Raw genomic sequence first — 21,866 nt, 5'->3', positions numbered from 1 at the left:
GCCCGCTGGTGAAGAATTTGACAGAAGGATAGGCGGTTTAAATGTGGCTGTCAATAAACGCCGTCAGCTGGCTCTTGGCAAGCGCGCCGACCTTGGTGGCAACCACGTTGCCGTCCTTGAAGATCATCAGCGTCGGGATGCCGCGAATGCCGAATTTCGGCGGAGTCTGCTCGTTCTGGTCGATGTTCAGCTTCACCACTTTCAGGCGGCCGTCGTACTCTTTCGACACTTCGTCCAGGATAGGGGCGATCATCTTGCACGGACCGCACCACTCGGCCCAGTAGTCGACCAGCACCGGGCCCTGGGCCTTCAGTACGTCCTGCTCAAAAGAATCGTCGGTCACGTGCTGGATCAGATCGCTCATATCTTCCTCTCGATGGTTTTGTCTTGTTGCCGGCAAACGGCATGGCACAAGGGATGGTAGCAAGCACGGACCCCAGGGGCAACCCTACCGGCTTCATGCCAATAATAATGAGGCTGGGCACCGTGCTTTCAAGTCCCCAGCAGGGCCGCCGCGAGCAAATCGCGGGTGTAGGGCTGGCTGGGAGCCTCGAACACGCGCCGCGTCGGCCCGGATTCGACCACCTTGCCGTCCTTCAGCACCAGCACCTCGTGCGCCACGGCGCGGATCACCGCCAGGTCGTGGCTGATGAAGAGGTAGCTCAGGCCGTACTTGTGCTGCAGCCGGCGCAGCAATTGCAGCACCTGTTTTTGCAGCGTGGCGTCGAGCGCGCTGGTCGGCTCGTCGAGCAGGATCAGCTTGGGGCGCAGCACCAGGGCGCGGGCGATGGCGATGCGCTGGCGCTGCCCGCCGGAGAACTCGTGCGGGTAGCGGTCGACGCTGTCGGCGGCCAGCCCGACTTCGGTCAGGGTATCGAGCACACGCTGGCGTCGCGCCGTCTCATCCAGTTCGGGAAAATGCAGCGCCACGCCCTCGCCGACGATCTGGCCCACGGTCAGGCGCGGCGACAGCGAGGCGAACGGGTCCTGGAACACCACCTGGTAGTCGCGACGCGAGGCGCGCAGGGCCTGCCCGCTGAGCGTGTCGAGCCGGGTGCTGTCGAGGGTGACCTGCCCTTCCGCCTGGATCAGCCGCATCAGCGCCAGCCCGAGCGTTGTTTTGCCGGAGCCGGACTCGCCGACGATGCCGAGGGTGCGTCCGGCGGGGACGCCGAGACTGATGCCGTGCAGCACCGGGGTGACGGTCTTGCCGAACCAGCCGCGGCGGCGGCTGAAAGCGACCCGGATCGACTCGGCCTGCAAGCGTGGCGCGGCCTGGCCGGGGGCGTCGTCCAGGGTGTCGGGACGGCTCGCCAGCAGCTCGCGGGTGTAGGGGTGCGCGGGTTGGCCGAACACCTCGGCCACTGTGCCCGTTTCGACCACTTCGCCGTCCTTCATCACCGCCACGCGGTCGGCGAAGCGCCGCACCAGGTTGAGGTCGTGGGTGATGAACAGCACCGCCATGCCGAGGTCGCGCTGCAGTTCGTCGAGCAGGGCGAGGATCTGCGCCTGCACCGTGACGTCGAGCGCGGTGGTGGGCTCGTCGGCGATCAGGAGCTTGGGCTGACAGGCCAGTGCCATGGCGATCATGGCACGCTGGCGCTGGCCTCCAGAGAGCTGGAAGGGATAGGCGTCGACCTTGATTTCCGGGTCGGGGATGCCGGTGCGGGCCAGCAAGGCAATCGCCTGGCGGCGCGCCTCGCGCGGTGCCAGCCCGAAGTGCTGGTTGAGCGTCTCCATGATCTGGTTGCCGATGGTGTACACCGGGTTGAGGGCTGACATCGGCTCTTGGAAGATCATCGCCATCTCGCGCCCGCGCAGCTGACGCAGACGGCGTTCCGGCACGCCGAGCAGCTCTTCCCCATTGAAACGGACCGCGCCGGACAGCGTCACGTCCGGATTGAGGCGCATCAGCGCCTGCGCGGTGACGGTCTTGCCGGAACCGGATTCGCCCACCAGCGCCACCTTTTCCCCGGCGCGCACGGTGAAGCTCACGCCGCGCACCGCGACGCGGGAGCCGAAACCGGCGTGCAGGTCTTCTACCGACAAAAGTTGGTCCATGTCAGCCCTTGCGTGTGTCGAGTGCCGAGCGCAGCCCCTCGCCGATGAAGATCAACAACAGCAGCGTGACGGTGAGCACGGTGAAGGTGGAGAGTGCGATCCACCAGGCATCGAGGTTGTCCTTGCCCTGCGCCAGCATCTCGCCCAGGCTCGGCGTGCTGGCCGGCACCCCGAGGCCGAGGAAGTCGAGACTGGTGAGCGCCAGGATGGCGCCGCTGACGCGGAACGGCAGGAAGGCCAGCACCGGCGTCAGGCTGTTGGGCAGCACGTGGCGCCACATGATCTGGCGATCGGCAAGCCCGAGCGAGCGCGCCGCCAGCACGTAGTCCATCTGGCGGTTCTTCAGGAACTCGGCGCGCACGTAGTCGGCGAGCCCCATCCAGCCGAACAGCGCCAACAGCACCAGCAGCAAGGTGAGGCTGGGGTTGAAGAACGACGACAGGATGATCAGCAGGTAGAGCTCCGGCAGGCTGCCCCAGATTTCGATCACGCGCTGCAGCGTGAGGTCGAGCCGGCCGCCGAAATAGCCCTGCAGCCCGCCCAGCACGATGCCGACCAGCGTGCCGACCACGGTCAGCGCCAGCGCGAACAGCACCGACAGCCGGAAACCGTAGATCAGACGCGCCAGCACGTCGCGGCCGCGATCGTCGGTGCCGAACAGGTTGGCCGAAGACGGCGGCGCCGGGTTGGGGGCCTTGGCGAAATAGTTGAGCGTGTTGTAGCTGTAGGGGTTGGGCGCGAACACGGCGAAATTGCCGTTGGCGGAGAGCCGGTCGCGGATGTAGGGGTCGAGGTAGTCGGCCGGGGTATCGAAATCGCCGCCGAACACCGTCTCGTTGTACTCGAACAGCACCGGGTAGTAGAACTCGCCCTGGTAACGCACCAGCAGCGGCCGGTCATTGGACAGCAGCTCGGCACCCAGCGTCAGCACGAACAGGATGGCGAACAGCCACAGACTGACGTAGCCGCGACGGTTGGCCTTGAAGCGGCGCCAGGCGCGCTGGCCGGGAGTCAGACTCATTGCCCGCCCTCCTCGAAGCTGACGCGCGGGTCGACCAGCACGTAGGACAGGTCCGACAGCAGCTTGGCCACCAGCCCCATCAGCGTGAACACGTAGAGCGAGCCCATCACCACCGGGTAGTCGCGGCGGATCACCGACTCGTACGACAACAGCCCCAGCCCGTCGAGCGAGAACAGCGTCTCGATCAGTAGGCTGCCGCTGAAAAAGGCGCCGATGAACGCCGCCGGAAAACCAGTGATGAGCGGAATCAGCGCGTTGCGGAACACGTGCTTGTAGAGGATGCGCCGCTCGGACAGCCCCTTGGCGCGCGCGGTGTAGACGTACTGGCGGCGGATTTCCTCGAGGAACACGTTCTTGGTCAGGATCGTCATCACCGCCAGGTTGCCCACCACCGAGGCGGTCACCGGCAGCGTGATGTGCCACAGGTAGTCGAGCACCTTGTCGAGCGGCCCCAGGTCGGCCCAGTTCTCGCTGACCAGCCCGCGCAGCGGGAACAGTTGCCAGAAGCTGCCGCCACCAAACAGCACCAACAGTGCCACCCCCAGCACGAAACCGGGAATGGCGTAGCCGACCAGGATCACCGTGCTGGTGAACAGGTCGAACGGCGAGCCGTCGCGCACCGCCTTGCTGACGCCGAGCGGAATGCACACCAAGTAGGTGATGAAGAAGCTCCACAGCCCGATGCTCATCGACACCGGCAGCTTGGACACGATCAACGCCCACACCGACTCGTGGTGGAAGAAGCTCTCGCCCAGGTCAAAGCGGGAGAACTTCAACAGCATGTCGCCGAAGCGCTGCAACGCCGGCTTGTCGAAGCCGTACTGCGCCTTGAGCGCGGCCAGCTCCTCCGGGCTCAGCCCGGCACGGCCCTTGAACGGACTGTTGCCGCCGCCCTGCGCCGCCTCGCCGGCGACGCCGGCATGGGTCAACTGCTGCACCATCTGCTCCACCGGCCCGCCGGGCACGAACTGGATGATGGCGAAGGTGATGGCGAGGATGCCCACCAGGGTCGGGATCATCAGCAGCAAGCGCTTGAGAATGTAATGCCACATCAGCGTGCCTCCTGCGGTTTGGCCCACCAGGTTTCGATCGCCCAGCTGGTGGCGTCGTAATAGCGCGGCAGGCGGGAAGGTTGGCCGAAGCGGTTCCACCATGCCGCCCGGTGGTAGGGAATGTGCCAGTTCGGCACCACGTAGCGGCCGACGCGCAGCACGCGGTCGAGCGCGCGGCTGGCGGCGATCAGGTCGCGGCGCGTCTTGAAGTGCAGGAAGTTCTGCAACAGCGCGTCGACCGCCGGGTCGGCCACGCCGGCCCAGTTGCTCGAACCGGGCGTGCGCGCCGCCTCGCTGCCGTGATAGCCCAGCTGCTCGTTGCCGGGACTCTGGCTGGCCCCGTACACCACCACGGTGGTGTCGTAGTCGAAATCGTTCAGGCGGCGCTGGTAGATGGCCGGGTCAACCACGCGCACCGTCAGCGTGATGCCGAGCTTGGCCAGATGCTTCTGCCACGAGGCGACGATGCGCTCGTAGGTGCGCGAGTAGGACAGGAATTCGAACTCGAACGGCTGCCCCTGCTTGTCCACCAGGCGCCCGCCTTGGTAGCGCCAGCCGGCCTGGTAGAGCAACTGGCGGGCCTGACGCAGGTTGGTGCGCACGCCGTAGCGCCCCGTCACCTGCGGCGGCTCCACCGCCGGGCCGAACACCTCGGGGTCGAGCTTGCGGCGCAAGGGATTCAGCAGCGCCAGCTCGTCCGGCCCCGGCAACCCCTTGGCCGCCAACTCGCTGTTGGTGAAGTAGCTGTCGCTGCGCTGGTACTGGCCATAGAACAGCTGGCGGTTGGTCCATTCGAAGTCGAACGCCAGCGCCAGCGCCTCGCGCACGCGCTTGTCGCGGAACAGCGGCCGGCGCAGGTTGAACACGAAGCCCTGCATGCCGGCCGAACTGCCGTGCGGCAGCGTCTTCTTGACGATACGGCCATCCTCGAACTTGCTGCCGAGGTAGCCGCGCGCCCACTGCTTGGCGACGTTTTCCACCGACAGGTCGAACTCCCCGGCCTTGAACGCCTCCAGCCGCGCCGTCTCGTCCTTGTAGTAGCGGTAGAGAATGGTGTCGAAGTTGTACATGCCGCGCCGCACCGGCTCGTTGGCCGCCCAGTACGCCGGGTTGCGCCGGAAGCGGGAGAACTTGCCCTGGTCGTACTGTTCCAGCAGGTAAGGGCCGGAGCCGATCGGCGCTTGCAGCACGCGGTCGCCCAGCTTGGTGCCGGGCGGCAGCCACTTGTGCGAGAACACCGGCAGCTGGGCGATGATCAGATGCAACTCGGCGTTGCGGCGCTTGAAGTCGAAGCGCACGTTGGCGGCGTCCAGCACCACGGCGCGCGCCACGTCGGCCCAGTAAAAACGGTACGACGGCGAGGCGGTCGGGTCACGCGTCAACGTGTCGAACGAGAACTTGACGTCCTCGGCCGTGACCTTGTCGCCGTTGGAGAAGCGCGCGCGCGGATTGAGGTGGAAGCTCACCGACAGTCCATCGTCGGCCAGCCGGATGTCGTCGGCGAGCAGCCCGTACACGGTGAACGGCTCCTCCTCGCCCTGCGTCATCAGCGTCTCCACCACCAGCGTCCCGACCCCCGCCTCCTTGTCGCCCTTCAGGGTAAACGGGTTGAGCGTGTCGAAACTGCCCAGCGCCGGCAGCACCAGCCGCCCGCCCTTGGGCGCGGCCGGATTGACGTAATCGAAATGAGTGAAGTTCGGCGGGTATTTCGGTGCGTAGCCTAGCGCCAGCGCCGGCGCCCCCACGGCCAGCCGGGCCAGCAACACCCCCACCACCCCTATCAGCAGCAAAATACGCATGTCACCTTCTTGTTCTGATCCGGCCGCCCCCTGGCGGACCGGCCCGAGAATGCTCTGAACCGTCGCCGCCCGGCGCAGTTCCCGGCGCCATGACGGCATGCTGTCGCTGTTTTACCCTAGGCTACCGCGCTTGAAAACCAAAAAAATCGGCCTCGCAGCCTCGTCCGACTGTCAGGCAGGGCACAGCCTTGGTTATAATGCGGCCCTGTTTACACCGTGAAGGACTCAAGATGGGCTTCCTGCAAGGCAAAAAAATTCTTATTACCGGCATGATCTCCAACCGTTCCATCGCCTACGGCATTGCCCAGGCCTGTCATCGTCAAGGCGCGGAACTGGCGTTCACCTACGTGGTGGACAAGTTGGAAGACCGTGTGCGGGAAATGGCCGCCGACTTCGGCAGCAAACTGGTGTACCGCTGCGACGTACAGAACGATGCCGACATCGAGCAACTGTTCGTGGATCTGGGCAAGGATTGGGACGGCCTGGACGGCCTGGTGCACGCCATCGCCTTCGCCCCGCGTGAATCGCTGGAAGGCGACTTCCTCGACGCCCTGAGCCGCGAAGCGTTCCACACCGCCCACGACGTGTCCGCCTACAGCTTCCCGGCGCTGGCCAAGGCCGCCCGCCCGATGATGAAGGGCCGCAATGGCGCCCTGCTGACCCTGTCCTATCTCGGCGCCGTGCGCGCCATCCCGCACTACAACGTGATGGGCCTGGCCAAAGCCAGCCTGGAAGCCTCGGTGCGATTCCTGGCCGCCAGCGTCGGCAAGGACGGCATCCGCGCCAACGGCATCTCCGCCGGCCCGATCAAGACCCTGGCCGCCTCCGGCATCTCGGGCTTCTCCAAGCTGCTGTCGATCGCCGCCAACCAGTCCTGCCTGCGCCGCAACGTGACCACCGAAGAAGTCGGCAACACCGCCGCCTTCCTGTTGTCCGACCTGGCCTCCGGCATCACCGGCGAGATCACCTACGTCGACGGCGGTTTCAACATCAACTCGATGAACGTGCCGGAAGAGTAAGTACTCGGCGCGTACGTGCGGTGCAGAAACGGGGGGCGCTGCTCATAAAATGCCATGACCGTTTTAACAACGATGGCATTCTGTTCCGGCAGCACCCAGTGAGCTTTGACCACCCGAAATTCTGATCATCTGCACCATCACATAGGGGCATCAATTCCAGATTGATGCCCCTTTTTATTGCTTCCCGACCCAAGCGGTAAATGACCACCAGCGCCGCCTCGCCAAGCCGTCAGCGGGGGACGACCAGCGGGAGGAGACCGCATCCCCCCTAGCCGAACACCGGGAAAACGGCAGGGAATCGAGCGCTCACACCATGGCGATACGGTACTGGCTGACCGCCTGGGCCAGGCGCCCCGATAGCTGGTCAAGACTCTCGGCGTGGCTGCTATTGCTGTTTGCCACAACGCTGTTTTCCTCGGTCATTCTGGCGATTTGCTCGATGTTTTGCGCAATGCCGCGCAAGGCCTGATCCTGCTCGTCGATCGCCCCGACAATATTCAGCATGTGTTGCGAGATCCGTTGCGACCCCTCGTCGATATGCCCCAAGCCCTGTTCGCTGGCGCTGACCGACTGCAAGCTGATCTGGGAGAGTTGGTCGGCTCGCTGCATACCGCTGACGGTGGTATCGATGCGCTGCTGCACCGCCTGTATCAGCACGGCAATCTCGCCGGTCGCCGTAGCGGTGCGTACCGCCAGGCTCCTGACCTCATCCGCCACCACGGCGAAACCACGCCCCATATCGCCGGCCCGTGCCGCCTCGATGGCCGCATTGAGCGCCAGCAGATTGGTCTGCTCCGCAATCTCCTTGATGACATTGATGATGCCGCCGATTTGTTTGGAACTGTCGTCGAGCAAGCTGATGTTACCGCTCGACTCGTGAATCTGGGCCGCAATCTGCCGGACCTGCTGTACGGTTTCATGCATCACGTGCAGGGCCTGGCCCGTTTCGGTCCGGGTCTGATACACCAGTTCCATCACCGAACGAGCGCTGCCGGCCACTCCGCTCATGCTGGCCGACGTCTGCTCCACCGCGGCAGCCACCGAAGAGGTCGCTTCAAACTGTAGCTGCGCGCATTGCTTCACCTGCACGCTGCTCCCTGCCAGTTGCGAGGCGACCGCCCCCATGTTCTGGCCGCAACTCTGCGTATCCTGGATCAGGCGCGAGAAAGACTGCAGCATATGGTTGAAGGCGGTCGCGATCTGCCGGGCTTCGAGCACACCCTTGGCCGAAACCGTGCGGGACAGGTCGCGGTTGGCGACAGTTTGCTCGACCGCATCGGCGACATTCAACAGAGGGCGGCCGATACTGCGCCCGACCCACATCCCGACCAGGGCAGTCAACAGCATGGTCATTCCCCCTGCCACGACCACGAACCACAGCTGACGCCACGCCAGTTCCTCCTGGGCCTGCGTCTGGGCCTGGATATTGGCCGTCAACTGCTGCTCGACGGTAAACAGGGCATCGATTTTGGCGGTGATGGCAACGAACCACTGCTCCGCATTGACCCCGAAGCCGCCCTCGGCGAAATGCAGCGCCATCACATCGCGGAATTGCTGCACCTGGCGTGCTTGCGGGCTTTGCATGACTTTGGCGACGCCCGCCACCTCGTCCGGTTTGGCCAGCGCAGTGAACACCTCCAACAGAATATTCTGGCTATCAATCTTGGACAGGATCAGACGGTACTGCGGCCACGCCACGTGATCGCCGATAAATACCGGCACTGACAATGCCCGTTCCAGACCGGCATTTTCCTTGGCCAAAATCAGCGTTTGATAGGCCTGTAAACGACGCACGATATCGGCCTGATCGTTTTGCAGTCCCAAGGCGGTAATATTTTTGAGCAGCTGCGCAATAGTATGGGTGAAATACGTCGAGCTTTCGCCCGGCAGTATATTTTTCTGGGTAATTTTGTAACGCCAGTCCGCCAGTTGCTGTAACGGCCCTTGCACATCCTGGATCATCGACGGGTCAAGCAACGCCCGGTCTTGCGAAATGGCGTCTCGATAAGCCTGCAAGTTGCGATCGGAGGCTTGCCGGATGGTCGGTAACTTGTCGGCAAACTTGGCTCCATGTGACTGCAAAAAACCAGCCGATGCGCCGCGCTCTATTTGTAATGTGTGGATCAGATTACCCGTCGAGATGGCCACTTCCATCAGCTGCCGTGTCGTCCTGGCTTTTTGGTACTGGGTATAGTTTTGCCAGATCAGCAAAAGAGAAAAACAAGACAACACCAGCAAGGGCACTAGCATAAGTAGTACCAGCCGCTTTCCAATGGTCGAAAACATGATGTACCGCCATCCATAATATGTTATCCATATAAATATTATGGAAAGTACATCTATCTAAAATTGAGGCAAATCAAACCAATTAGTGGCGCAAAACACTTTACGGTTCTTGTTTAAATAAAGCCATCTATAAAAAACTTTTTTTACCATATCCGGCCAGAATCCTTAATCAGAACTCCGCCCCCCTCTCGGAGCATCGAGTCGTGTGGCTTTCTCGGGTAGGGACGAGGCCAGGCAACGCCTAAGACAGGCTAGGACCCCAGCGGGTCTTTGGCTTGCCTAACCACCCCGGCCAGCAGATAAATGACACCGGCTGCGAATAGGCAGTAAAGGTACTGCCATGGCGTCACCGCTCCGAAATGGAACAAGGCGGCCAGCGGGGCCAGCTGGGTCACCAGCAGCAGCATGGCGAGGGTAAGGCCGACCACCCACCACAAGGCGCGGTTCTGCTCCTGGCGCAGCGCGCCGGGGTGGCGATTGCGGAAGACCAGGCCCAGGTTGCCCATCACCAGCGTCTGGAACGCCATGCTGCGCGCCGCGTCCGTTGCGCTGCCCAAGCGCATCGCCGCGGCATACAGCGCCAGCACGCCGACAAACAGCACGCCCCCTTGCCACAGACTGCGCGCCAGTCTGCGCGGCGAGAACAGCGGCTCGCCCACCACCCGTGGCGGACGGCGCATCACGCGGGGATGGGCGGCTTCGTTCTCGAACACGATGGAGCCGACCGGGTCGATCACCAGCTCCAGAAACACCACGTGCGCCGGTGCCAGCAGCAGCGGCCAGCCCAGCAACAACGGCACCACGGTCAGGCCGATCAGGGGAACGTGAACGGCAATCACGTAGGTGACCGCCTTCACCAGATTGTCGTAGATACGCCGCCCCTGGCGCATCGCGGCGACGATGGCGGTGAAGTTGTCGTCGAGCAGGATCAGCGCCGCCGCCTCACGCGCCACTTGGGTACCGCGCCGCCCCATGGCGATGCCGATATGCGCCGCGCGCAGCGCCGGGGCATCGTTGACGCCGTCGCCGGTCATCGCCACCACCTCGCCGTTGGCCTTGAGCGCCTCGACCAGGCGCAGTTTCTGGTGCGGCCGCACGCGGGCAAAGACCTCGGCCTGCTGCACCACGCCGCGCAGCGCCGCGTCGTCCAGTTGCTCCATCATGTCGCCGCTGACCACCAGGGCATCGTCGATGCCGGCCTGGCGTGCCACCGCCTGTGCCGTGACGGGATAGTCCCCGGTGATCATCACCAGCCGCACCCCGGCCTCGCGGCACTGGGCGATGGCCTCGGGCACCTCGGTGCGGACCGGGTCGGCCAGGCCGACCAGGCCGAGGAATTCGAAATCGAAATCGTGCTGCCTCTCGGGCCATTCCACGCCGTCATGGCGGGCCTTGGCCACCGCCAGCACGCGCAGGCCTTGTTCGGCCAACGTTTCGACCTCGCGCAGCAGTTGCACGCACTGCGCCTCGGGCAGGTGGCACAGGTCGAACACGGCCTCCGGCGCGCCCTTGCTGGCGACCGGGTAGTAGTCGCGGTCCGGCGCGATCCAGCCGTGGCTCATCGCCTGCAACTGCGGCGTCAGCTCGTACTCCTGGGTCAGCGCCCAGTCCGGGCGCAGGTGCTCGGTGCCGGCCAGGTAGCTGTGGCCGAAGCGGTGGAAGGCCCGCTCCATCGGGTCGATCGGATCGATCTCACTGGCCAGGATCAGGTATTCGAGCAGTTCGTGGTAAGGCTCGTCGAGCGTGGAGAGGGCGTCGTCGACCACCAGCGTGCGGCCGTCGACGTAGAGCTGGCGCACCGCCATGCGGTTATGGGTCAGGGTGCCGGTCTTGTCGACGCACAGCACGCTGGTCTGCCCCAGCGTCTCGATGGCGTTGAGGCGCCGTGTCAGCACACGGTCATGGGCCAGACGGCGTGCGCCCAGCGCCATGAACACGGTCAGGATCACCGGGAATTCCTGCGGCAAGAGGCCCATCGCCAGCGTGATGCCGGCCAGCAGACCCGCCAGCCACTCGCCGCGGGTGATCCCGTACAACACCAGCACGACCAGGCTCAATACCAGCCCGTAGATGGCCAGCACCCGGACAAAGCGGCGCGTTTCCTGCTGCAGCGGGGAGATGGGCTGCTCGATCGTGCCCAGCATCTTGCCGATCTTGCCCAGCTCGGTCTCGAGGCCGGTGGCGCACACCCGCATCACCCCCTGCCCCTGCACCACCTGCGAACCGGCGTAGGCAAACGGGGTGTCGTCACCCCCCGGGCCACCGGCCCGGCTCGTGCCGGCGAGACCCGCCAGCTTGCGCACCGGCACCGATTCGCCGCTCAGCAGCGACTCGTCGAGCGACAGCTCGTTGGCCACCAGCAGTTCGCCGTCGGCCGGCACCCGGTCCCCTTCGCCGATCAACACGATATCGCCCGGCACCAGTTCGGAGGCGGCGACGGTTTTCTGCACCCCGCCACGGCGCACCACGGCGCGCGGGCTCGCCAGGTCGCGCAGGGTTTCCAGCACGCGCTCGGTGCGGCGCTCCTGCAGCACCGTCATCAGCACGATGACCAGCACGAACCCCAGCAACAGCAGCGCCTCGCGAACATCGCCCAGCAGCAGGTAGATCGACCCCGCCACCAAGAGCAGCAGGAACATCGGTTCGCGCAGGATTTCGCACGTCAGCCGCCACAAGGTACGGCGCGGTTCGACAAACAGGGTGTTGGGACCGACCCGGGCCAGCGTCGCGGCGGCCTCGGCGTCGCTCAGGCCATCCGGTCCGTGATTGGCGGCAGCGAGGGGGTTCTCCGGGGACATCGTGGCGGACTCAGTGCAGCCAGAGCACCGCCCCCCAAGCCATCAGCAGGGCACCGCTCAGGCGCCCTCCCCAACGGCCGAGCGGCAGCAGTTTTTCCAACAGCACGAAGACGCTGAGCAGCGCCACCCACAGCAGGTTCATCACCCCGACCACGAACAGCAGCCCCATCACCGCCCAGCAGCAGCCCAGGCAGTACAGGCCATGCAGCAACCCCATGCGCAAAGCCCCGGCGGCACCGGGACGCCAGTGCCCCATGACGAAGCCCAGCGGAGAGCGGCAGTGGCCGAGGCAGGCCTGCTTGAGCGGCAGCCACTGGTAGATACCTGCCAGCATCAGGATGCCGCCGCCCAGCCAGACATTGGCACTGGCGAGTTCGGGTGTCAGCAGGGCGGCCTGGTCCAGCGCCCATTGCAGCGCCGTGGCGGCGATGCTGAAGCCGCTCCATACCAGCAGGTAGGCGGAGGAGAACAGCGCCACCTGCCCGGCGGCGGCACGGCGCGACTGGCGCTGGCCCGCCACCAGCTGGTAGAACAGGATCATCGGCAAGGCGCTGGGCAGCATCATGCCGACCATCATCGTCGCCCACATGGCCCAGGTCAGCAGGAAGTCGGCCGGCTGCCACGGCATCGCCATCGGCCCGGTCATCACCATGCCGGCCATCCCCGCCATGCCCATCGCCGGCATGTTCTGGCTCAGTCGCCACAGCGCCAGCCAGGCCAGCCCGGCCACCCCGAGCAGGCACAGCAACACCGGCCACTGCTCCGGGCGCAGCCGGTCGCGCAGCGGCGGCGCGGCGGCGGCTGCGGGTTCTGACTGCTTCACGCCGTTCATCGACACGGGTTCAGCGCACCACACCGTGACCCGTCATGTGCAGGCGCGCGAAGTGCGCGTGTCCTTTCGGGGAAGCAATTGCAAGGGCGCCGTGGGTGGCAAAGCTGCCGCTGCCCATTTCGGCTTCGGTGAACTCGAAGCCGTCCGGCAACGTCAAGCGCGCCCGCTGCGCCATGCCGGTCACCGGATTGCGAATCGGCTCGCCGCTCGCCTCCAGCACGCCGACAATCGACGTCGTGGCCAGCCGGTTATCGGGGTCGACCGCAAACGAGATCGGCACGAACTGCGGCTCGTACAGCTGGCTCAGCGTGGTACTGAAAATCTGGAACACGTTGGCGCCGGGGTCGGAATGCTGCCCGGACAGAATGGTCAGCAGCGCCTCGCGCTGCGCCGCATTGGCCTTGTCTTCGATATAGAGCTGGCAGCTGCCGTTACCCTGGTGGATGGCACCGGGCCAGGCGAAGACGCCGACCCAGCACAAGCCGTCCAGATTGACCTCGCCAAACTGTCCCTGGTCGATACGCATCGACACCACCGCCTCGCATTTGCCCTGCGTCGGCGGCGAACTGAACTGGCAGGGGCAACCCCAGTTGCAATTGCAGGTGGCAAACTCGACGCCCTGCAGGCGCCATTCGATCATGTCCATCACAACACCCTCCTGTCCGGCTAGCGCCATCGCACTACGCTTTGGTGTTCACTTTAAAGCTAGCAGATGGCACCGCCGACAGCGGCCGGAACAAGGCGTGCCGGCAGGAAATATCGGGCGGCGGATGATACGCGCACGGGCAGCCGGCGGTGACCCTGCCCGCATCGAGCCATGCGACGGCGGTGGTACTCAGAACGGAGCGGACAAGCCGCGCGCGGCGTAGGCTTGGCGCAGGGTGTCGCGCAGGCAGGAGGGGCACAGGCAATCGCTGCCGCTCGGCACGAGCGGCAGCACCGCCGGCAGCTCGCTGCACCAGCAGCCCCCATCCGGCCCGCCTTCGCCACACCGGAACGCCGCCCCGCAGCGCTGGCAGTGCTTGCCGACCACCGGCAGCGGCAAGGCCCGCAGGCGGGCCCATACCGCCTGCTTCTGCATCTCGTCGAAGCCCGACCAGCCGGCAATCTCATCCAGCGTGCGGCGGCAGCCGAGACAGCTCTGGCCGGCGTCGTCGAGCCGGCATTGCTGGATGCACGGCGATGGAATCGGCTTGCTGGTGCTCATCGGCATCCTCCGGAGAAATTTTGGACATGGTCGCGGACAGAAGGCAGCGCCTCGGGCGAGGCGGCCTGGCCCTGTTGCCATGACAGGGCATGGGGCATCGCTTATGCTGGAACGCCCCATCCCGGAGCTGCCCATGACCGCGATCGCCCTGCCCGCCCCCAGTGCGCTGTTGCTGATCGACCTGCAACGCGCCATCGACCACCCCGACTGGGGGGTGCGCAACAACCCGCACGCCGAAACCCGCATGCAGGCGCTGCTGACGCGCTGGCGCCAGCGCGGCTGGCCGGTGATCCACGTGCGCCACGACTCGCTGGAAGCCGGCTCGCACTATCGCCCCGGTCAGCCGGGGCACGCCTTCAAGGCTGGCTTCGAGCCGCAAGCGGACGAATTGGTCATCGCCAAGCACACCAACAACGCCTTCGTCGGCACCAATCTCGAACAACGCCTGCGTCGCGCCGGCCTGCACTCGCTGGTGGTGCTCGGGGTCATCACCAACAACTCGATCGAGGCCACCGTGCGCATGGCCGGCAACCTCGGCTTTCGCGTGCAACTGCCGGCGGATGGCTGCTTCACCTTCAACCGCCGCGACTGGAACGGCGTCGAGCACAGCGCCGACGAGGTGCATGCGATGAGCCTGGCCAACCTGGACGGCGAGTACTGCTCCGTCACCGATTGTGCCACGCTGCTGGCCGCACTCGGGCAATAACGAAGGTTGGCCGAAAGCCGCTTCGGCCAACCCGCGATGCCAAGACCCCATCAGGCCGCCAGCCACTCCGCGTGAATACGCTTCACCTCGGCCAGCCAGCGCTGCTTGTCATCCTCGGCGAGCCAGCTCGCCTCGAAGCTATTGTTGACCAGCGTCACCACCTCGTCCGCGCTCAGCTCGAGCGCCTGGCGGCAGGCCAGCAGGTTGGCGTTGAGATAGCCGCCGAAATAGGCCGGGTCGTCGGAATTCACCATCGCCTTCAGACCCGCCTGCAGCAGCTGGCGCAGATTGTGTCGGGCCAGCTCGTCCACCACCTTCAGGCGCACGTTGGACAAGGGGCACACCGTCAACGGCATCCCGGCTTCGGCCAACCTTTTCACCAGTGCCGGGTCTTCCAGGCTGCGCACACCGTGATCGATCCGGCAGACCTTGAGCAGTTCCAGCGCCTCCCACACGTACTCGGGCGGCCCCTCCTCGCCGGCGTGCGCCACGCACGGCTTGCCCAGCTCGTGGCAACGGGCGAACAGCATGGCGAACTTGGACGGCGGATGGCCCAGCTCGCTCGAATCGAGCCCGAAGCCGTCGATCCGGTCGAGGTGCGGCAAGGCCTCGGCCAGGGTGGCGAAGCCCTCGTCCTCGGACAGGTGACGCAGGAAGGACAGGATCAGGCGCGAGCTCATGCCCCACGCGCGGCCGGCCTCGTCCAGCGCCTCGCGGATGCCGTCCAGCACGGTGGCGAAAGGAATGCCGCGTGCGGTGTGCGTCTGCGGATCGAAAAAAATCTCGACGTGCGCCACGTTGTCGGCATGGGCGCGCTGCAGGTAGGCGCGGGTCAGCTCGTAGAAGTCCTGCCGCGTCTGCAGCACGCCGGCCCCGGCGTAGTAAAGGTCGAGAAAGGACTGCAGGTTGCTGAAATCGTAGGCGGCGCGCAGCGCCTCGACGCTGGCGTAGGGCAGGCTGATGCCGTTGCGCTGCGCCAGCGCGAACATCATTTCAGGCTCCAGCGTGCCCTCGATATGCAGGTGCAGTTCGGTCTTGGGCAAACGGCGGATCAGATCGTCGACATCCTGATGGGCCATGATCGTTCTCCAATGAAAAAACGGCGCAGTATACACTGCGCCGTTGCGGTTTCCTGAGCCAGGAAGGATTACTGAGCAGCCGAAGCGGCGGCCGGAGCAGCCGGGGCCGCCCCACCACCGATGGTCTGCATGACCTTCCACTGGCCGCCTTCCACCTTGTAGACGGTGATGCCACCATCCTTCAGGTCACCCTTGTCATCGTAGGTCCAGTTGGACGACGTCACGCCAGAGTACTTGATCTTGGCCAGAACCGGCATGTACGCCTTCGGATCGGAAGAGTTGGCGTCTTTCATGGCCTGGATCAGGGCACGGGTCGCATCGTAGCCGTACGGGGAATAGGTGGCGACGTCCATCTTGAAGCGCGCCTTGTAGCGGGCTTCATAGTCCTTGCCCTTCGGCATCTGGTCCAGCGGCAGACCAGCCAGGGAGGCGATCGAGCCTTCGGCTTCCTTGCCGGCCAGTTGCAGGAAGGTCGGGGTCTTGGTCATCTCGCCCGAGATCAGCGGAGCCTTCAGACCCAGACGCTTCATCTGCTTGGCCATCGGGGCGGACTGGGCGTCGGCGCCACCATAGAAGACCACGTCCGGACTCACCCCCTTGATCGAGGTAAGAATGGCGGCAAAGTCGGTGGCCTTGTCGTTGGTGAATTCGCGCTTAACGACTTCACCACCGGCTGCCTTGACCGCCTTTTCGAACTCGTCGGCCAGGCCTTGGCCATAGGCCGTGCGATCGTCAACGATAACGACCTTCTTAGCCTTCAGGGTATCCACCACGAACTTGCCCATCACGCTACCCTGCTGGGTGTCGGAGGTCATCGAACGGAAGGTGTTCTTGAAGCCCTGGGCGGTGAACACCGGCGACGTCGCCATGGCGATCATCGGAATACCGGCATCGGAATAGATTTTGGAGGCCGGGATGGCGCAACCGGAGTTGAAGTGGCCAATGATACCGACCACCTTGTCGTCCACAAACTTCTGGGCCAGCTGGGTAGCGGTCTTCGGGTCAGCCTGGTCGTCCTGGGCATCCAGCTCGAAGGTTACCGGTTTGCCACCGATGGTCGGCTTCTCGGCGTTGGCGTCTTCGATCGCCAGCGTTACGCCGTTCTTGTACTCCTCGCCGTAGTGGGCCTGCGGGCCAGTCAGCGGAGCAGCAAAGCCGATCTTGACCGTTTCGGCAGCCGGGGCACCACCGGCAGCCTGCTCGGCAGCCGGTTCCTCTTTTTTGCCGCAGGCGGAGACCGCGAGGGCGGCAGCTACGGCGAACGAGATCGTGGTCAGCTTGGTCACTTGCATCGTTTTTCCTCTGTTTGTAGTCAGGATTTTTTCCCACACCATGGGGTAACGTGGCGTAGATGTCACTGCAGTTAATAGAAAACGCTTTGTAAAACGTGTGGCGGCATTATTCCAACGCCGCCACCCCATGACAAGCCCGATCAGTCTCCCATGCTCATCAGGCTGGCATTTCCGCCGGCAGCCGTGGTATTTACGCTAACGGCACGTTCCACCACCAGCCGGTGCAAGTTGATCTCGCCCGGTTCCACTGCCAGCAACTGGATCAGCGCGCCGTCACGCGCTGCCAGGCGGCGCTGCAACTGATCCGCCGCTGCGGTCTCGCCGGCAAACAGCACCCCGGCCACCTCGGCTTCGGCCACATCGCGGCTCAACTCGACGTAACCGTTCAGCTTCGCGGCCAGCTTGCGTGCACCCTCGCCATCCTCCAGCACGGCCCGGTTGCCGGTGGCAAACACCGCGATCAACTGCTGCAGCAGGCCTTCGGTCGAGGACGCCACGCAACCGATCTTACCGCGCGGAGCGAACAGCAGCGCGTTATTCTCGCCGGTCGGCCCTGGCAGCTCCACCGCGTGCGCCAGCGGCGTGTGCCGGCTCGCCTCGCTCAGCGCCTGACGCAGGCGGGACTGGATCGACGCATCCAACCCGAATCCACCCAGCTCGGCGTCGAGCTTCTGCAGCGCCGGCAGCTCAGCCGGTTGCGGGGTCAGCTTCAGCGCCGGCAGCCACTTGGCGCGGGTCAGACGATACAGATAGAACGGCCCGCCCGCCTTCGGACCGGTGCCGGACTTGCCCTCGCCGCCGAACGGCTGCACCCCGACCACCGCACCGACGATGTTGCGGTTGACGTAGACGTTGCCGACCTTGATGCGCGATACGATGCGGTCGATGGTCTCGTCGATACGGCTATGGATACCGTGGGTCAGACCGTAACCGGTGCTGTTGATCTCGTCCACCACGCGGTCGATGTCGGATGCCTCGAAGCGCAACACATGCAGCACCGGGCCGAACACCTCGCGCGTCAGGTCTTTCAGGCTGTCGATTTCGAACATCGTCGGCGGCACGAAGGTGCCCTGTCCGGCATCTTCGGCCAACTTGGCCTGATAGGTCCAGCGCGCGCGCGGCTTCATCTTCTCGATGTGCGCCAGCAGGTTCTGCTGGGCCTCGGCATCGATCACCGGCCCCACATCGGTGGTGAGGTGCGCCGGATTGCCCACGGTCAGCTCGTCCATCGCCCCCTTGATCATGCGGATCACCTTGTCGGCGATGTCGCTTTGCAGGTAGAGCACGCGTAGCGCCGAACAGCGCTGACCCGCCGAATCGAACGCCGAGGACAGCACATCGGTCACCACCTGCTCCGGCAGCGCCGAGCTGTCGACAATCATCGCGTTCTGGCCGCCGGTCTCCGCCACCAACGGTACCTCGCCGCCACGTTGGGCCAGGGTGCGGTGGATGATCTGCGCCACTTCGGTCGAGCCGGTGAAGATCACCCCTTGAATGCGCGGGTCACGCGTCAGCGCCGCACCGACCACCTCGCCTCGGCCCGGCAGCAATTGCAGCACTTGGCGCGGCACGCCGGCCTCGTGGAACAGACGCACGGCAAACGCCGCGATCAGGCTGGTCTGCTCGGCCGGCTTGGCCAGTACCGGGTTGCCGGCGGCCAGCGCGGCGCTCACCTCGCCGGTGAAGATCGCCAGTGGGAAGTTCCACGGGCTGATACACACCACCGGACCCAGCGGCACATGGCTGTCGTTCTTGAACTCGGCACGGATCTGGGCGGCGTAGTAGCGGCAGAAGTCGACCGCCTCACGCACCTCGGCAATCGCGTTGGTCAGCGTCTTGCCGGCCTCGCGCACCGCCAGCCCCATCAGCGCCGGCATATTGTCTTCCATCAGCGTCGCCATGCGCTCGAGGCAGGCGGCGCGGTCGGCCACCGGCGTGCCGGCCCACGCCGCGGCAGCGGTTTCGGCCAGATCCAGCGCATGTGCCACGTCGGCCTCGGTCGCTTCATGCACCTGGCCGACGACGTCGTTGCGATCGGCCGGATTGCGCACCGGCAGCGGCTCGGCGCTGGTCACCTCGCCATCGCCCAGCAACGGGCAAGCCTGCCAGCTCTGTTTTTCGGAGTCGATCAGGCCCATCTGCAAGGTTGCCAGTAGCTGCTCGTTGGACAAATCGAGGCCACGCGAATTGGCCCGCTCGCTGCCGTACAGTTCCAGCGGCAAGGCAATCTTGGCATGCGGCTGGCCACCATGACGCGCCGCCTCGGCCACCGGATCGCCCACCAATTCGTCGATCGAGACCGACTCGTCGACAATGCGGTTGACGAAGGACGAGTTGGCGCCGTTTTCCAGCAGACGACGCACCAGGTACGCCAGCAGCGTTTCATGCGAGCCCACCGGGGCATAGATACGGCAGGCTCGGCCCAGGTTGGCCGAACCGACCACCTGGTCGTACAGCGTTTCGCCCATGCCGTGCAGGCACTGGAACTCGTAATCCTTGTCACCGGCCAGCGTGTGAATGGCCGACAGGCTGTAGGCGTTGTGCGTGGCGAACTGCGGATAGATGGCATCCTGGGCCGACAGCAGCTTCTTGGCGCAGGCCAGGTAGGACACATCGGTGTAAACCTTGCGCGTGTACACCGGGTAGCCCGGCAGGCCATCCACCTGAGCGCGCTTGATCTCGGCATCCCAGTAGGCGCCCTTCACCAGACGGACCATGAAACGATGCTTGGTGCGGCGCGCCAGATCGATCAGGAAGTCGATGACATAAGGACAGCGCTTCTGATAGGCCTGCACCACGATACCGATGCCCTCGAAACCGGCCAGGTCCGGATCGTTGGCCAAAGCCTCGACCAGGTCCATCGAGATTTCCAGGCGGTCAGCCTCCTCGGCATCGATGTTCAAACCGATATTGTATTCTTTGGCCTGCAGGAACAGCTGCTTCAGGCGCGGCAGCAGCTCGCCCATCATGCGCTCATGCTTGGCGCGGGCGTAGCGCGGATGGATGGCGGACAGTTTCACCGAAATACCCGGCCCCTGGTAGACGCCACGGCCGTTGGACGCCTTGCCGATGGCGTGGATCGCCATCACGTAATCGTCGAGATAGCGCTGCGCGTCCTCCTCGGTCATCGCCGCCTCGCCCAGCATGTCGTAGCTGAAACGGTAGCCTCGCGACTCGCGCTCGACACCGTTGTCCAGCGCCTCGCCGATGGTCTCGCCGGTCACGAACTGCTTGCCCAGCATGCGCATCGCCATGTCCACACCCTTGCGGATCAGCGGCTCGCCACCCTTGGCGATCAGCTTGGTCATCGCCGCCGACAACCCTTTCGCACTGTGAGACGCCACCAGCTTGCCGGTCACCAGCAAGCCCCATGCCGCCGCGTTGACGAACAACGACGAGCTATTGCCCAGGTGAGCACTCCAGTCACCCTTGCTGATCTTGTCGCGGATCAGGCGATCGGCCGTCTCCTTGTCGGGAATGCGCAGCAGCGCCTCGGCCAGGCACATCAGGGCGATCCCCTCCTGGCTCGACAACGAAAACTCGTGCATCAAGGCGTCCACCCCACTGGCCCGGGTCCGCTCCTTGCGAACACGCGATACCAGACGACGCGCCAGATCTTGAGCCGTACGCACCTCCGCCTCGCTCATCGCCGCCTGCGGCAGCAAAGCCTGTACACACTCCCGCTCGTCCCGGCGGTACGCCGCGGTGATCGCGTCCCGGAGAGGCGACTGGGTATGGGCAAACACCTCGAATTGCATCTTGAACTCCTGCTCTATGTATCAGCTTTGGCTAACAATGAATTTTTGCCTATTGTATACATTATTTTTTAACCTTGGCGAAATATAGCGGCGACACGTCAGGAAAGCTGGAAAATCGGTGAAAACGAGCGCAAGTGCCCAGCGAGCAACGCGTCAAATGTTGCATGAAGGCAACGAACAACGCCCTATCGTTGTAGACGAAAATATTGGGATGGGAACAAGGCAACAAAAACAAAGAAGGGAAAAAGCCGGGGAATGGGAAGTAGCTCCAAAGCTACCGGTACCAGCAAACTTGCCCGAACAGCCAAAAATCGATCGGCGCTGTCGTCCATGATCGAGATGCTGTGCCACCACGCCGACCTCGAGGTAATGGTACACGCCACCGTAAGGGAGGCCAGGCGGGGCTGCACTTTCGATCAGCCATTCGTTCAGAGTTTTATTGGGGTACCGCGCTGACGGGACGTCATGACCGGTTCTTCGGCCTTTTTTCTTGCCGTCTGCGGAGGGGGAATGAGGAGCCAGCGCCAGCTCGTCGAGCCCCGACGGGCGGTTCGGGCGTTCGGCCGACTAAACGCAAAAACCCCCAGTGCGTGGCACTGAGGGTCTGCATGGGGAGTCTGGCGGTGTCCTACTTTCACACGGCAATGCCGCACTATCATCGGCGCTAAGGCGTTTCACGGTCCTGTTCGGGATGGGAAGGGGTGGGACCACCTCGCTAAGGCCGCCAGACATAAACTGTCAACAAACTAGAAGAAGCCTGGAAGCCAGCTGGCTTCCATTTCGAATTGGGTAATCGATCGTACGTCGCACTCTCTATTCACCGCGTGGCCCAAGCCACTCAAATGATAGGATCAAGCCTCACGAGCAATTAGTATCGGTTAGCTTCACGCCTCACAGCGCTTCCACACCCGACTTATCAACGTCTGGTTCTCGACGACTTCTCAGGAGGGTCAGCC

The 21,866-nt window shown here is 64.4% G+C and carries 15 protein-coding genes and 1 rRNA gene; 2 read left to right on the top strand and 14 right to left on the bottom strand.

All coding sequences use genetic code 11. From position 1 onward, the window contains the following. Window positions 1-37: 37 nt before the first annotated feature. The 5 genes from trxA to FURADRAFT_RS11175 all read right to left on the bottom strand — a co-directional run bounded on the left by trxA (window position 38) and on the right by FURADRAFT_RS11175 (window position 5,933). Entirely contained in the window at window positions 38-364 is a 327-nt protein-coding gene (gene trxA, locus FURADRAFT_RS11195; RefSeq protein WP_008954264.1) for a thioredoxin TrxA, read from the bottom strand. 128 nt (window positions 365-492) lie between these two features. Then, window positions 493-2,061 (bottom strand): ABC transporter ATP-binding protein, encoded by a 1,569-nt coding sequence (locus tag FURADRAFT_RS11190; protein ID WP_008954263.1) that lies wholly within the window; start codon window positions 2,059-2,061, stop codon window positions 493-495. A gap of 1 nt (window position 2,062) precedes the next feature. Further along, on the bottom strand, window positions 2,063-3,082 hold the full coding sequence (locus FURADRAFT_RS11185; RefSeq protein WP_008954262.1) for an ABC transporter permease: 1,020 nt from the start codon (window positions 3,080-3,082) through the stop codon (window positions 2,063-2,065). Further along, entirely contained in the window at window positions 3,079-4,134 is a 1,056-nt protein-coding gene (locus FURADRAFT_RS11180) for a microcin C ABC transporter permease YejB (RefSeq protein ID WP_008954261.1), read from the bottom strand. Before FURADRAFT_RS11180 ends, FURADRAFT_RS11185 begins: the two co-directional genes overlap by 4 nt. Continuing rightward, on the bottom strand, window positions 4,134-5,933 hold the full coding sequence (locus tag FURADRAFT_RS11175) for an extracellular solute-binding protein (RefSeq protein WP_008954260.1): 1,800 nt from the start codon (window positions 5,931-5,933) through the stop codon (window positions 4,134-4,136). The genes FURADRAFT_RS11180 and FURADRAFT_RS11175 overlap by 1 nt, the downstream gene beginning before the upstream one ends. Window positions 5,934-6,163: 230 nt before the next feature. Between FURADRAFT_RS11175 and fabI the strand changes: the two genes are divergently transcribed. Beyond that, entirely contained in the window at window positions 6,164-6,952 is a 789-nt protein-coding gene (gene fabI / locus FURADRAFT_RS11170) for an enoyl-ACP reductase FabI (protein WP_008954259.1), read from the top strand. Between the two features lie 306 nt (window positions 6,953-7,258). On the opposite strand, the gene FURADRAFT_RS11165 is transcribed toward fabI, so the two are convergent. The 5 genes from FURADRAFT_RS11165 to FURADRAFT_RS11145 form a co-directional block, all read right to left on the bottom strand. Continuing rightward, window positions 7,259-9,238 (bottom strand): methyl-accepting chemotaxis protein, encoded by a 1,980-nt coding sequence (locus FURADRAFT_RS11165; protein ID WP_008954258.1) that lies wholly within the window; start codon window positions 9,236-9,238, stop codon window positions 7,259-7,261. A 251-nt stretch (window positions 9,239-9,489) separates the two neighbouring features. Next, the gene (locus FURADRAFT_RS11160) at window positions 9,490-12,036 is read right to left on the bottom strand and encodes a cation-translocating P-type ATPase (RefSeq protein WP_008954257.1); all 2,547 of its coding nucleotides are present in this window, start codon (window positions 12,034-12,036) and stop codon (window positions 9,490-9,492) included. Window positions 12,037-12,046: 10 nt separating this feature from the next. After that, window positions 12,047-12,868 (bottom strand): DUF2182 domain-containing protein, encoded by an 822-nt coding sequence (locus FURADRAFT_RS11155; protein ID WP_008954256.1) that lies wholly within the window; start codon window positions 12,866-12,868, stop codon window positions 12,047-12,049. 10 nt (window positions 12,869-12,878) lie between these two features. After that, window positions 12,879-13,514 (bottom strand): DUF1326 domain-containing protein, encoded by a 636-nt coding sequence (locus FURADRAFT_RS11150; RefSeq protein ID WP_008954255.1) that lies wholly within the window; start codon window positions 13,512-13,514, stop codon window positions 12,879-12,881. A 189-nt stretch (window positions 13,515-13,703) separates the two neighbouring features. Further along, entirely contained in the window at window positions 13,704-14,075 is a 372-nt protein-coding gene (locus FURADRAFT_RS11145) for a cysteine-rich CWC family protein (RefSeq protein WP_008954254.1), read from the bottom strand. A 133-nt stretch (window positions 14,076-14,208) separates the two neighbouring features. Between FURADRAFT_RS11145 and FURADRAFT_RS11140 the strand changes: the two genes are divergently transcribed. After that, on the top strand, window positions 14,209-14,781 hold the full coding sequence (locus tag FURADRAFT_RS11140; RefSeq protein ID WP_236261577.1) for a cysteine hydrolase family protein: 573 nt from the start codon (window positions 14,209-14,211) through the stop codon (window positions 14,779-14,781). A 50-nt stretch (window positions 14,782-14,831) separates the two neighbouring features. Here the strand turns inward: FURADRAFT_RS11140 and FURADRAFT_RS11135 are convergent, their stop codons facing one another. From FURADRAFT_RS11135 to rrf, 4 genes are all read right to left on the bottom strand, one after another. Then, the gene (locus FURADRAFT_RS11135) at window positions 14,832-15,860 is read right to left on the bottom strand and encodes an adenosine deaminase (RefSeq protein ID WP_008954252.1); all 1,029 of its coding nucleotides are present in this window, start codon (window positions 15,858-15,860) and stop codon (window positions 14,832-14,834) included. Between the two features lie 68 nt (window positions 15,861-15,928). Then, window positions 15,929-17,152 carry a branched-chain amino acid ABC transporter substrate-binding protein gene (locus tag FURADRAFT_RS11130; RefSeq protein WP_008954251.1) on the bottom strand — a complete coding sequence of 408 codons (1,224 nt, stop codon included), beginning with the start codon at window positions 17,150-17,152 and terminating at the stop codon, window positions 15,929-15,931. Window positions 17,153-17,292: 140 nt separating this feature from the next. Next, window positions 17,293-20,910 (bottom strand): trifunctional transcriptional regulator/proline dehydrogenase/L-glutamate gamma-semialdehyde dehydrogenase, encoded by a 3,618-nt coding sequence (putA, locus tag FURADRAFT_RS11125; protein WP_008954250.1) that lies wholly within the window; start codon window positions 20,908-20,910, stop codon window positions 17,293-17,295. A gap of 615 nt (window positions 20,911-21,525) precedes the next feature. Continuing rightward, a 5S ribosomal RNA gene (rrf, locus tag FURADRAFT_RS11120) occupies window positions 21,526-21,639 on the bottom strand. Between the last annotated feature and the right edge of the window lie 227 nt (window positions 21,640-21,866).

Origin of the sequence: Pseudogulbenkiania ferrooxidans 2002 (assembly GCF_000174355.1) — a bacterium.
In the GTDB taxonomy this organism is placed as follows: Bacteria; Pseudomonadota; Gammaproteobacteria; order Burkholderiales; family Chromobacteriaceae; genus Pseudogulbenkiania; species Pseudogulbenkiania ferrooxidans.
The sequence above is the reverse complement of the archived record's forward strand: the minus strand, read 5'-3'. Positions and strand labels throughout refer to the sequence as shown.

Coding starts and splice junctions, on each gene's coding strand:
- trxA (WP_008954264.1), bottom strand. CDS start 364: ATGAGCGATCTGATCCAGCACGTGACCGACGATTCTTTTGAGCAGGAC.
- FURADRAFT_RS11190 (WP_008954263.1), bottom strand. CDS start 2,061: ATGGACCAACTTTTGTCGGTAGAAGACCTGCACGCCGGTTTCGGCTCC.
- FURADRAFT_RS11185 (WP_008954262.1), bottom strand. CDS start 3,082: ATGAGTCTGACTCCCGGCCAGCGCGCCTGGCGCCGCTTCAAGGCCAAC.
- FURADRAFT_RS11180 (WP_008954261.1), bottom strand. CDS start 4,134: ATGTGGCATTACATTCTCAAGCGCTTGCTGCTGATGATCCCGACCCTG.
- FURADRAFT_RS11175 (WP_008954260.1), bottom strand. CDS start 5,933: ATGCGTATTTTGCTGCTGATAGGGGTGGTGGGGGTGTTGCTGGCCCGG.
- fabI (WP_008954259.1), top strand. CDS start 6,164: ATGGGCTTCCTGCAAGGCAAAAAAATTCTTATTACCGGCATGATCTCC.
- FURADRAFT_RS11165 (WP_008954258.1), bottom strand. CDS start 9,238: ATGTTTTCGACCATTGGAAAGCGGCTGGTACTACTTATGCTAGTGCCC.
- FURADRAFT_RS11160 (WP_008954257.1), bottom strand. CDS start 12,036: ATGTCCCCGGAGAACCCCCTCGCTGCCGCCAATCACGGACCGGATGGC.
- FURADRAFT_RS11155 (WP_008954256.1), bottom strand. CDS start 12,868: ATGAACGGCGTGAAGCAGTCAGAACCCGCAGCCGCCGCCGCGCCGCCG.
- FURADRAFT_RS11150 (WP_008954255.1), bottom strand. CDS start 13,514: ATGGACATGATCGAATGGCGCCTGCAGGGCGTCGAGTTTGCCACCTGC.
- FURADRAFT_RS11145 (WP_008954254.1), bottom strand. CDS start 14,075: ATGAGCACCAGCAAGCCGATTCCATCGCCGTGCATCCAGCAATGCCGG.
- FURADRAFT_RS11140 (WP_236261577.1), top strand. CDS start 14,209: ATGACCGCGATCGCCCTGCCCGCCCCCAGTGCGCTGTTGCTGATCGAC.
- FURADRAFT_RS11135 (WP_008954252.1), bottom strand. CDS start 15,860: ATGGCCCATCAGGATGTCGACGATCTGATCCGCCGTTTGCCCAAGACC.
- FURADRAFT_RS11130 (WP_008954251.1), bottom strand. CDS start 17,152: ATGCAAGTGACCAAGCTGACCACGATCTCGTTCGCCGTAGCTGCCGCC.
- putA (WP_008954250.1), bottom strand. CDS start 20,910: ATGCAATTCGAGGTGTTTGCCCATACCCAGTCGCCTCTCCGGGACGCG.